The sequence below is a fragment of the Dehalococcoidia bacterium genome (assembly GCA_028711995.1).
Taxonomy (GTDB): Bacteria; Chloroflexota; Dehalococcoidia; order SZUA-161; family SpSt-899; genus JAQTRE01.
Genome location: JAQTRE010000113.1, coordinates 1 through 9,735, shown reverse-complemented (window position 1 = coordinate 9,735; position 9,735 = coordinate 1). Strand labels below are relative to the sequence as shown.

Annotated in this window: 8 protein-coding genes; all 8 read left to right on the top strand. The window is 51.7% G+C overall.

From position 1 onward, the window contains the following. On the top strand, positions 1–329 hold a 329-nt coding region (locus tag PHV74_12565; protein ID MDD5095190.1), incomplete at its 5' end, for a response regulator. Between the two features lie 159 nt (positions 330–488). Next, positions 489–1,400 (top strand): response regulator transcription factor, encoded by a 912-nt coding sequence (locus PHV74_12560; GenBank protein MDD5095189.1) that lies wholly within the window; start codon positions 489–491, stop codon positions 1,398–1,400. Between the two features lie 487 nt (positions 1,401–1,887). Next, positions 1,888–2,616 (top strand): response regulator transcription factor, encoded by a 729-nt coding sequence (locus PHV74_12555; GenBank protein MDD5095188.1) that lies wholly within the window; start codon positions 1,888–1,890, stop codon positions 2,614–2,616. Between the two features lie 222 nt (positions 2,617–2,838). Further along, positions 2,839–7,653 (top strand): PAS domain S-box protein, encoded by a 4,815-nt coding sequence (locus PHV74_12550; protein ID MDD5095187.1) that lies wholly within the window; start codon positions 2,839–2,841, stop codon positions 7,651–7,653. 227 nt (positions 7,654–7,880) lie between these two features. Beyond that, on the top strand, positions 7,881–8,207 hold the full coding sequence (locus tag PHV74_12545) for an Hpt domain-containing protein (GenBank protein MDD5095186.1): 327 nt from the start codon (positions 7,881–7,883) through the stop codon (positions 8,205–8,207). Beyond that, entirely contained in the window at positions 8,200–8,340 is a 141-nt protein-coding gene (locus PHV74_12540; protein MDD5095185.1) for a hypothetical protein, read from the top strand. Before PHV74_12545 ends, PHV74_12540 begins: the two co-directional genes overlap by 8 nt. An 18-nt stretch (positions 8,341–8,358) precedes the next feature. Next, positions 8,359–8,625, top strand: a complete 267-nt coding sequence (locus tag PHV74_12535; protein MDD5095184.1) for a response regulator — start codon at positions 8,359–8,361, stop codon at positions 8,623–8,625. 274 nt (positions 8,626–8,899) lie between these two features. Beyond that, a complete protein-coding gene (locus PHV74_12530; GenBank protein ID MDD5095183.1) occupies positions 8,900–9,316 on the top strand; it encodes a response regulator in 417 nt (138 codons plus the stop codon). Positions 9,317–9,735: the final 419 nt, after the last annotated feature.

The window sequence follows — 9,735 nt, the reverse complement described above, 5'->3', positions numbered from 1 at the left end:
CCATGGCATCGTGCGGCATCGATGCCATGGCCCTGACTGCAGAAAGGGAATTCGATGTGTTTGTGATGGATATCAAAATGCCCGGAATGAACGGTTTGGAGCTCCTGCGCAACATAAAAGAAAAACGCCCCAACGCACGCGTTATCATGTTGAGCGCCGTCGCCGATGGGGAAATGGAAATGGAATCCCAGGCGATGCAGCTTCAAGCCTTCGCTTACCTGCACAAGCCCTGCAAGCTACAGGATCTGGATGATGCCATACAGAGAGCTCTCACCTACCAGGGGGACCTTCCTGCCGCGATGGCGCTATCTCTGCCTGATAGCTGCTGAAAAAGAGTGAAGGATTCCTCCTTCCGGGGGTTTGGGGGTGTTCTCCAAATTCAATAGTTCCCCCAACCATATGCCCGGTTCAAAGTGCAAACTGTGTCCCGGGTTGCACAGCCCTCGACCGAGATCGGGGATTGAATCAGGATAAAACCAGGTGAAAGTATGAAAGCAATCATTATTGAAGACGATGAGGAAGTGATTGAAGCCATTTCGCTCTGTTTCGAGCTGCGCCAGCCCGATATCAGCGTGATATGTGCGCGCAGGGGACTTGAGGGAGTTCACCTCGTCGAAAAGGAGTCCCCCGACATAGTCATCCTCGATATCGGCCTGCCGGATATCGATGGTTTTGAAGTTTGCCGACTGATTCGCCTTTTTTCCAGTGTGCCTATTATCATGCTCACCGCGCGAAGTAAAGGGTTCGACGAGGTCAAGGGATTGGAGATGGGTGCGGATGATTACGTCACCAAGCCATTCAGGCACGCCGAGCTTATGGCACGGGTAAGGGCAACGTTGCGCCGCTCCACCATGCCCAAGCATGAGGAGGTAGACAAGCAGCTCACCATTGGGAACCTGACGATCAACATGGCTACTCATGAAGTGTCCATAAATAGGGAAGAGGTCAAACTAACCCCCACAGAATACCGTTTACTTCACCTTCTGGCAAAAAATCAGGGCCAGGCAGTGACCAACCGGGTCATCATGGAGAAGATATGGGGATCGGAGTATAAGGATGCCGATGATTACCTCAAGGTATATATCAAACGGCTCCGGACAAAGCTGGGCGATAATCCCCTCGAGCCCAGACTGATCCTCCCGGAGAGAGCATCTGGGTATAAGCTTACTAACTGGGCAGACGACCTTCGGAATCCGAAGGATTTCCAAAGCATTCCCGGAACGGTGGTTGACCCCGGGTTACCCGCCGAATCTTCTTCTTTTGATCAGGCCCTGGCAGAAAGCCTTGGCCTGGAGTCCACCATTTTACCTGGGCCGGTTTCTTGGGAACGTTCTGAAGTAAGTGATGCAAGAGATATCCTGCTGGAGGACGCCCTGCCCTCGACCGATATCGGGGCCTGAGGATGGTCTCTGCGGGGGATCGATTTATCGTACCTTACAAGAATACCCCCAAGATTAGGGACCTGGGTTATCAGCGCTGAATCGGAGGTTCCCCCCTGCAGTCTGTTGAAAAAGAGGTGAAGGATTCTTCCTTCCGGGGGTTTGTGGGTGTCCCTGGAGGGGCACGTTGCAACGTGCCCTTACAATTCCTCCAACAAGTGGGGGGTTAGGGAAGTGGGTTGAATCGGACTTTTCCAGCACCCTGCGAGAAGTACACAGTATTCAACTCGTAAACTTGGAGCATCACGTTGGCAGGAAGTCAAAACGACAACCGTCATGGATATCCTGATCCCGAATCATTGAGAGGCTCTTCTTTGGTCTCTGCTGCAAATACCCACGGGCAAAGCCCTTGGAGCCATACCATTCGGGCTCTCGGTAAGCAGGCGCATGCAGGTGGAACTTAACCGTGTGACAGAAAGAATTCTATGAGACCGAAACAGGTGAGACGATGAAGATAGCCATAATCGAAGACGACCCGGATATGATCGAATGCGTTTCCCGCTATTTGGATTTCCAATGGCCGGAAGCCAAGATTGTTTCTGCCAAACAGGGCCTTGACGGCGTTGACATGGTCAAAAGAGAGGCCCCTGATATCATCATCCTTGATGTTGGACTGCCGGATATTGATGGATTTGAAGTCTGCCGGCGGATACGCCTTTTCTCGAAGATGCCTGTGGTCATGCTGACCGCAAGGGATGAGGAAGCTGACAAGATCGAGGGCCTGGATGTGGGAGCCGATGATTACATTACCAAACCGTTTGGCCGTGCCGAGCTTATCGCCCGGATGAAGGCCGTGCTGAGGCGCTTCGAATCGATGGCAGACCTTGAGCAATCAAGAGACATCCTCATTGCGGGGAAGGTCAATATCGATTTTGCTGCCCACGAGGTATTTGTGGATGGGGAGGAAGTCAAGTTAACTCCCATTGAGTACAATCTGCTTTATCTTCTGGCAAAAAACCGGGGGCAGACGGTAGCCAATCGAGTTATTCTCGATAGGGTATGGGGGACGACAGATCACACCGATGCCATGGACTGCCTCAAGGTGTATATCCAACGCCTCCGGGTAAAACTGGGAGATAATCCACAAAACCCAAAATTGTTCATCTCGGACAGAGATGAGGGATATCAACTCGCCAACCTCTGCGAAGAAGGCAATCTGTCCCTTAAGAATCTGTGAGACCGGAGACTCTTGCCACAAGATGCTGGAGACGCGGCCGAAAAGTCTGTTTTGAAGAGTTCTTGGGCTAAAAATCGTATCTGGCCTGTGAGCTAATTTCCTGGGTTTCCGGGGTTTTCGGCCGGATTTCTAGCGAATGTTTGTTGGAACTGAGAAAGATCAAAGCTTGATTTGCAGCCGGATGCAATTGCGGCTGGGCATTAATCGGCTTGGAGAGGATATATGAAGAAGGGATTACAGGAAAGAAACGAGCAACTGGCCGTACAGAATAAGGAGCTCCATTCAAAGATTGATGAGCTGGCCAGAGCCAGGGATTATAGCGAGGAGTTACTCAATAGCATGGCCGATGCCCTTGTTGTGGTTGATTCGGAGGGAAAAGTGATCGACTGTAATGAGGCCTATCTGGGAATGCTAGGCCTAAAAAAAGAAGAGGTCGTGGGGGTTCCAATCAAAGAGCCGATCATCGCATTGGGGCTGGTCAGTCCTGAAGAGTTGGGGATAGGACTTTCCAAGTTAAAACAAAGCTGGTCTGGTGCCCAGTCAGGAAACTACGAGATGCCCATTTTCACCAAAAGCGGGAGGCCTCGCACCCTATCTGTCTCTTCCAGCATGGTGAGAACCCCTGAAGGCCAACCATCGATGATATTGCTGGTGATGAGGGATATCACCGAGAGCAAGCGGGCGGAGGAGATGCTACGTGAAAGCGAGGAGCGGTTCTCCAAGGCATTCCGATCAAGCCCTAATCTGATGGCCATCAGTACCTTGACGGATGGCCGCCTGATCGATGTCAACAACGCCTTTTGTGCTGTCACCGGCCACACACGTGAAGCGATCATTAATCGTACAGCAGTCGATATCCATCTATGGGCAGACCCCGGGCAACGCCAGAAGCTGGTAGAAAAGATGCGGTTGGATGGCTGCATGCATAACATGGAATTGAACATGCGGACCAAATCAGGCGAGATACGCCATATCCTTTTCTCGGGGGAAAGCGTCACGCTGAACGGCGAGCCGCATCTCATCTCCGCCGTTACGGATGTCACCGAGAGCAAGCTGATGGAGCATGCACTCCAGGAGAGTGAAGAGAAGTATCGCACTCTGTTCGATACCATGGCTCAGGGCGTGATGTGTCAATATGCCACTGGAGAGGTCACATCCGCCAATCCAGCCGCAGAAAGAATCCTGGGATTGACCGCGGAAGAAATGTGCCGTCGCATCCCGTTCGTTCCCAGTCGGAAAATCCTCGATGAAGATGGCGCCGATTTTCCCGAAGCGACTCGTCCGACAACGGTTTCACTGCAAACCGGTAAACCCGTCAACAACGTCATCATGGGTGTTTTCAATTCGGTTGATGAGCAATATCATTGGATATCCGTCAGCACCGTCCCTCAGTTCAAACCGGGCGAAGACAAGCCATGCCAGGTCTATACCACCTTCACCGATATCACCGAGCGCAAGCGGATGGAGAAGGAAGTAGAGGAAAAAAACAGGCAACTGGATTTGAAGAATGCGGACCTTCAACTGAGGATTGACGAGATATCAAAAGCAAGAGCCTACAGCGTAAATTTGCTCAGCAACATGGTCGATGGCTTTGCGGTGGTTGACATGAAGGGAACGCTGATTGATGTCAATGACGCCTACTTGAAAATGTTGGGCTTTTCAAAGAGAGAAGAGGTTGTGGGATTACCGGCTATACAAGTGATGAGCATGGTGGCTGAGCCTTCGGAGGTGGAGAAGGCTGCCAGCGCTTTGCAGGAAATCATAGCCGGGAAAGAGGTAAGTCTTGCGGAAATGGCTTTCACCCCCAGAGGCGGCAGTCCTATACTAGTATCCAATTCGAGCAGTGTGATAAGAGATGCCGCAGGCGCGCCGATGTTCACATTCGGTGTTTTGAGAGATATCACCGAGCGCAAGGCAATGGAGGATGCACTCCGGGTAAGTGAAGAAAAGCATCACACTCTGTTCGATACCATGGCTCAGGGCGTTATTTATCATGATGCCACCGGAGCGATCACATCCATCAATCCAGCTGCGGAAAAAACCCTTGGATTGACCATAGACCAAATGAGACTTCTCACTCCGATTGATCCCAGATGGAAAACTATCCATGAAGACGGCAGCGACTTTCCAAGAGAGACTTATCCGGCAATGGTTTCACTGAAAACCGGTAAACCAGTCAATGACGTCACCATGGGTATCTTCGATCCGGCTGTTGAGCAATACCGCTGGATATCCAGCAGCGCCGCCTCGCAATTCAAGCCAGGCGAAGACAAACCCTATCAGGCCTATACAACGTTCACAGACATCACCGAGCGTAAGCGAATGGAGCATACGCTTCAGGAAAGCAACCAACAACTGAACAAACAGAATGACGAACTGCGCGCTACAGAAGAGGCGCTCAAAGCAGAAATGCTTGAGACAGAGACGGCCCGGGCTTATAGCGAAACGTTGCTTAATGCCATACCTGATGCTCTTTCCATATCCGACTTTGATGGAAATGTCATTGATATCAATGAAGCCCTTCTGAAGATGGCTGGGTTAACTCGCGAGGAAACTGTGGGCCGGCAGTTCAGGGCCGATCTAATCCCTGATGGGAAGGACGCCGAATCAACCTTTGAACGCCTGAGGAGACTTGGGGAAGGCGCCTCGGTAGAGAATTATGAGATGACTATCCAAACCACAGAAGGCAATCTAAAAACGATATCTATTGCTCAGAGCTCGGTCAAGGATGCATCAGGGAAACCAGTGATGGCGCTTTCAGTCATGAGAGATATCACCGAGCGCAAGGTGCTGGAGGACCGGATCAAGAATACTGCGCGCCTTCTTGAAGAATCCCAAAAGATGGCCCATCTGGGCAACAGTGAGTGGGACATTCCAACCGGGAACCTGATCTGCTCCGATGAGTTCTTCCGCATCCATGGTTTTGAGCCCGGGGAATTCACGCCGTGCTTTGAAGTGTTTTTCGAATCCATCCATCCTGATGATCGGGAAATTGTGAACAGCCGTGTGACTGCAGCTTTATGTGAGCACAAGCCAGATAATAACAGTTACCGCATCTTGTTGCCCAATGGCGAAGTGCGCTTCCTCCAGGCAAACAGCAACCCTTCCTTTGACGAAGCGGGCAATCCCATTCGCATGTTAACTATACTGCAGGACATCACCGAGCGGAAGCTGATGGAACAGGATATTCAGGAAAGGAACGAGCAGCTGGGGCTTGTGAATGAGAAACTTCATTCGGAGATCGCCGATAATAAGAGAGCCCAGCAAGAAATCGAGAGGGCCAACAGCCGGCTGGAGCAGGCGATCCTGACTGCCAATGAAATGGCCGCCAAGGCAGAAACCGCCAGCCATGCCAAGAGCGATTTTCTGGCCAGAATGAGCCACGAGATCCGTACCCCGATGAATGCCATTCTGGGTATGGCAGAATTACTGAGCGATACCGACCTTACACCAGAGCAACAACAATATATTGGTACCTTCCAGTCGGCTGGAGAGAACCTTCTCGGAGTAATCAATGATATCCTGGATATCACCAAAGTAGAATCCGGGCACATGGAACTGGAAAAAATCGATTTCGATTTCCGGGAACTCATCGAGAGCCTGTGCGAAGTGGTAGCTGTCCGGGCTCACGGGAAGTCACTTGAATTGACCCATTACATTGCCCCGGATGTTCCCACTGCTTTGATTGGCGACCCGACACGCTTGCGGCAAATATTCACCAACCTCATCGGAAACGCCATCAAGTTCACTGCTGAAGGCGGAATACTGGTTGAGGTGAAACTTTCCGACGACAAATCGGTGGGAACAAATCCTGAGGAGATCGAGTTGCTCTGTTCGGTGTCTGACACCGGAATCGGGATTTCACCGTCACACCTTGCTACTATATTCCAGCCTTTTACCCAGGCTGATGCTTCGACTACTCGCAAATACGGGGGAACCGGGCTCGGTTTGGCCATTGCCAAGCAGTTGACTGAGCTGATGGGAGGGCACATCCGGGCTGAGAGCGAAGTAGACCTCGGGACCAAGTTCTATTTCACAGTCAGGTTTGGTGTGCAAAGCAACAAGCCCTTGGAACGTGCTCAGCCATTCCTGCTTAATCTGCGAGGAGTGCGGGTACTTGTAGTGGATGACATTGCTACCAATCGGCTGATTTTGAATAAAATGGTTTCCGAGCTGGGCGCCAGGGTGGTGGAGGCAGAAGACGGCAAACAAGGATTTAATGAATACCAACGGGCCCAACTGGATGCCGATCCCTATCGACTGATCCTGCTGGACAGTCGCATGCCTGGAACGGATGGGTTCCAGATGATGGAGAAAATCAAGGGAGAACTCCGTGATCAGAACACCGTTATCATGATGCTCACCTCGGATAACCGCCATGGAGATATCGCCCGGGCCAAAGAGATGGGGATCGATAGGTACCTCGTCAAGCCGGTCAAGCGCAAAGACCTTTTGGCAGCCATTGCCGATAGCCTCGGACGAGCCAAGACCCCTGAAGCATCTTCTTCCAACCAGAAGAGCGATGCGGATTCCGAGTTTCTTGAGGCTTTGCGGATTCTGCTTGTTGAGGATAACGCCGATAATCGCCTGCTGGTCCAATCGTTTCTGAAGAAGACTCCTTACCAGATAGATACTGCTGAAAATGGGGAGATCGGCGTGGAAAGGTTCAAAGCCACAGATTATGATCTTGTGCTGATGGATGTTCAAATGCCTGTAATGGATGGGTATACGGCCACTGGCGAGATACGGAAATGGGAAAAGGCGCAAGGGCGTAATTCAACACCCATTATTGCACTCACTGCCCATGCGGCCAGAGAAGACGAGCTAAAGAGTCTTCAAATGGGATGTACGGCTCATCTGACCAAGCCGATCAAGAAGGCGCATCTGCTGGATGCCATCCTTGGATATGCCCACAATTCACGCAAAACGGAAGATAAAGGTTGGCAAGCATCCGGCAGCAACGTAACACCGATCGATCCGGAGGAAAAAGGGGATCAAAGCGCGAGTCCAGGCTCTGAGTCAGGGAAGCCCCGATGAAGTGGTGCAGGATTCCTCCTGCCCGGGTTTTAGAGCCTGCCCTGAGCTTGTCGAAGGGGGGTGTCCCTTAATTCTCCTTTCTTCCCCCCAAGGATGGGGGCCAGGGGGTTGAACTGAACTTGGTCAGAGTTTTTTCTATCACAACCGTAATGAAGCCTAAAGACACAGGTGAGACTCACGGTAACCGCAACATACCATCATGAATATAGTGAATCGGAGGTGCCAAAATGGTTCAACCCACGGCTGCCAATCAGGGTGAAAAGATCACCATAATTGTAGAAAAAGACCTCGAAGATCTCGTCCCGGGGTTTCTGAAAAACCGGCGGACCGACGTCAAGTCGATGACCGAGGCGCTCGCTCAGGGCGATTTCGATAAGATCAGAGTTCTGGGCCACTCCATGAAAGGATCCGGCGGTGGATACGGATTTGACGCTGTTACGGATATCGGGAGAGTGCTTGAGATTGCCGCAAAGGAGAGCGCAACGGAAGAGTTGCAAAAACAGATCAGGGAGCTTGAAATCTACCTGGACCGGATAACGGTGGTTTATGAGTAATGCTGAAACCAGGCCGCTCATTGACAGCATCGATGATGATGAAAATACCCGAAACCATCTCTCCCTTCTTCTGACCAAACAGGGATACACTATGGAAGCGCCTCCGACGGCATTGACGCGATGCTGTCGCTGAGCAAGTCCGCATCACAACCTGGTCGATGTCAACATGCCCAACCTCAACGGGCTCAAGACACTGGAAGTCATGAGCCAGAAGGGAATCAATGCCCCTGCGATCCTTCTCACCTCACGGGAAAGCGCCGGCAATAATGAGAAGGGCCTGCTGCTGGGCGCATTTGACTATATTCGCAAGCCGATCAATAAGAAAGTCCTGCTGATGAGGATGGGAAGTATCCTTGCTGTACCAGCTAATCAAACGTTTCTCAACGCTTCATCAGATGTAGCAAACGGACTGAATTGAGTGGGTTTCTGACACCTCCCTGTAACCCCACACATGCTTGGCTAATGGCCTTGATGAGGCAGTCTCCCATGGTTTCCTGATTGATGCCTTCCGTGATCGTTCTTTCGGAATAACACGCAGATAAATCACGTGCCAGCCCGGTTGGATATCCTCATTCAACAGGATATATTGAGAGCTACACAACAGGCAGAAGTGAATCTGACCCCGATATGACAAGGAAAATCTTGATCAAAAATCGATTGCCTGTGCGGAAGAAGCGGTCAGGAGGAGGGAGATGAGACAAGACACCAGCAGCGGTTCAATCATCGTGGTTGATGACGAGCAATCCGTGCGCAATGTGGTGGCCCGGGCTCTCCAGAAAAAAGGGTTCAATGTGGTCACGGCAGAAGATGCATTTGATGCTCTGGAGAAGGTTTCTCGGCAGCAGTTTGATCTGATGTTTCTCGATATCCGGATGCCCGAGATGTCCGGGCTGAAGCTGCTATCCATCATGCACACCTGCCACCCCGGTACCCCCGTGATTATGCTCACCGGAGTGCGCGGACTCAGACCTTATTACGAAGCCAAAGAACATGAAGCGTTTGCCTACCTTCGTAAGCCCTGCAGCCTATCCAAGATAACCATGCTTGCGGAGAAGCTGCTCAGCGACCACAAAGAGCGCCAGCCCGCCGCTGCCTCAACCTCCGCCTGACACAAACCCGATGGGGGCGGTTCACGAACCGCCCCTGCAGGTATACCCCTTGGTCCCCTGCATGATAGCACACAGAATCGTGTCCGGACACTCGACACACCGAGGGAACATAGCAGTCAATAACCTTTGGACACTTTGCAACACAGGAGTAACCGGGAACCGGGACAGGCAGAGTTTGCTCCATCCTGATCATTACCATGGCGCACTTTAAGCGCAGCCGCTGCCTTCCTTCTCAACACCATGCAGAGCCAACCCCTACCCCTTTGTCCTGATCTGCCATCTGAACACCTCCTGCACGTGACCCCAGTGGCTCCGACAAAGACAGACCATGAGAAAGCCTGTGATGGAAAGCCACGGGCCTACATCATCCGGGCGAGATAAAGACAGCCAGCTCAGTATACCAGCCACTTGGGGACATA